Consider the following 1,808-nt stretch of genomic DNA (forward strand, 5'->3'; position numbering starts at 1 on the left):
CATAATTTGCACAAATTTTAATCAGACTAACAAGTTTAGGTGTTTGCACTGATTAAAAAACCGTCGTTTTCGTGTTCAGCCAAACCAAAATCTCCGCCGGTTTTTGCAAAAATTGCAGATCAGGCGGAGCGGTTTGGTTTAACTGAACGGTGAACAGGGCAACAGAGCAGCAGCAACTCATCGAACAATAAAAACTGTCTTTTTTTCAGTGTCTTCCCAATATCCTCTCGGATGATTTATCAAGTTATCGCTTAATAAACAATTTCCGAATCTTGTGTCTTCCATCTCTACATTATCGAAATTAATTTGTCGCAAATCGCACCCAGAAAAACTAGTTCCTATAAATTTTGCGTTAACAAATGAAATGCTATCAAATAAACAATCTCCAAATTTTACTTTAAATAAACGTGCATTATCGAAGTTAACATTTTTAAAACTAGTTCGACTAAAGATAATCTCTTCTAAACCTGCTTTTGAAAACGTCACGTCGATAAGATTCGATAGCTTGAAATAATGAAATGCTGGAGAAAAATCTGCAAAACTACACCGTTTGAGAACACAACGCCAAAATGATATCTTGTCATATGTTACGTTATTGAAGTGAACATCATATATTTCCCAATCTGCGTAATACACGATTTCCCAGCACTGAATGCCATGCTGTTCGACAATACCAAGTAATTTCAACTGCCATTCGTCTGGCTCTGCTAATCGAGAAATAATTTGTGCCATAAATATCTCAAATAAATTAAATTACCTCCGACAAAGCCGGAGGTTTATTGCTGGAGCGCCTCAAAGGCGCTGGTAACCCTTGATCCGCCTAAAGGCGGCTACAGTCCCAATTTCATTTGGTCGTAACGTTCATCCTCCTGCTCCTGATTTCTGATGTATGCCCGGATCATTTCCTCATCGAGTCCCACAGTCGATATAAAGTACTCTCTTGTCCAGAATACTTCTCCTGTGAAGTTTCTCTGTCGCCCGCCCAAGTGTCTGGCTATCGAAATCGCGCTCTTGCCTTTCATAAAACCAACGACATTTGACACTGAATACTTCGGTGGAACGCTCAAACACATGTGAACATGGTCTTTCATCACGTGTCCTTCAACAATGCTGCATTCCCTCTGTCTCGCTAACTCTCGAAATATTTCCCCAAGGTGCTTTCTCAAGGCCCCGTAAATTAACTTCTTCCGGTATTTCGGAATGAACACTATATGATGGTATTTACAATCCCACCTGGTATGACTCAAACTTTGATACTCTTTCATCTTGAAACTCCTTCTTTTGGTAGAGATAGAAGTTTCAAACCGACCGACGTATAGGTCAAACCTTTAGGAGTCCCCCGGCAGAGCCGGGGGATTACCTTATTTATTTACATTTAAATATTAAATTAATCACTGGGAATGCGCGGCGGAGAGTAAGATATTTTAACAATTACTCACTCTCCATCAATCCACTATTACTGTTGTTGCAAAGACTTATCCATCTGCGCCTGCAAAGCACTCCCCAACGAACTCCCCAATCCATCCAGCAAAGCCGCCATCGCCAGATCACTGTCTGCCGCTGTCGCTGTGCTGCTGGCGTTGCTAGCCCCACTGCTCGCAGTTGTAACCGTCCCTTTCGGTATCACAATCGCACTACTACCAGAAGTCGCCTGCATAGGCGTCGCTGCTACTGTCGTGGTCTTGCTGCTCTCTGTGCTCGCAGGGGTAGGCTGACTCACCATGGTCGCATACGGGTTGGCTGCCACTGATTTCATGGCCATGGTGTTCTGCTGGCTCTGTGCCTGCGTCTGTTTCGCTGGCATGCCT

At 43.1% G+C, this 1,808-nt stretch carries 3 protein-coding genes; all 3 read right to left on the reverse strand.

Going from position 1 to position 1,808, the window contains the following annotated elements; genetic code table 11:
• Positions 1 to 177: 177 nt before the first annotated feature.
• Positions 178 to 732, reverse strand: coding sequence for a pentapeptide repeat-containing protein (locus tag LZ463_RS28805; protein ID WP_241459764.1), 555 nt, complete (start codon positions 730 to 732; stop codon positions 178 to 180).
• Positions 733 to 830: 98 nt separating this feature from the next.
• Complete coding sequence (gene tnpA / locus LZ463_RS28810) at positions 831 to 1,265, reverse strand: IS200/IS605 family transposase (RefSeq protein ID WP_241459765.1); 435 nt, start codon at positions 1,263 to 1,265, stop codon at positions 831 to 833.
• A gap of 191 nt (positions 1,266 to 1,456) precedes the next feature.
• On the reverse strand, positions 1,457 to 1,808 hold a 352-nt coding region (locus LZ463_RS28815), incomplete at its 5' end, for a hypothetical protein (RefSeq protein ID WP_241459766.1).

It is taken from the genome of Undibacterium paludis, assembly GCF_022568815.1.
Classification (GTDB): Bacteria; Pseudomonadota; Gammaproteobacteria; order Burkholderiales; family Burkholderiaceae_D; genus Undibacterium.